At 55.8% G+C, this 317-nt stretch carries 1 rRNA gene; it reads left to right on the plus strand.

The annotated features are described in order from the left end of the window. Positions 1–317, plus strand: a 16S ribosomal RNA gene (locus tag SB771_RS33900); the annotation flags it as partial.

Consider the following 317-nt stretch of genomic DNA (forward strand, 5'->3'; position numbering starts at 1 on the left):
GGGTGATCGGCCACACTGGGACTGAGACACGGCCCAGACTCCTACGGGAGGCAGCAGTAGGGAATCTTCCGCAATGGACGAAAGTCTGACGGAGCAACGCCGCGTGAGTGATGAAGGTTTTCGGATCGTAAAGCTCTGTTGTTAGGGAAGAACAAGTGCCGTTCAAATAGGGTGGCACCTTGACGGTACCTAACCAGAAAGCCACGGCTAACTACGTGCCAGCAGCCGCGGTAATACGCAGGTGGCAAGCGTTGTCCGGAATTATTGGGCGTAAAGGGCTCGCAGGCGGTTTCTTAAGTCTGATGTGAAAGCCCCCG

Origin of the sequence: Burkholderia sp. SIMBA_051 (assembly GCF_046534915.1) — a bacterium.
Lineage (GTDB): Bacteria > Pseudomonadota > Gammaproteobacteria > Burkholderiales > Burkholderiaceae > Burkholderia > Burkholderia ambifaria.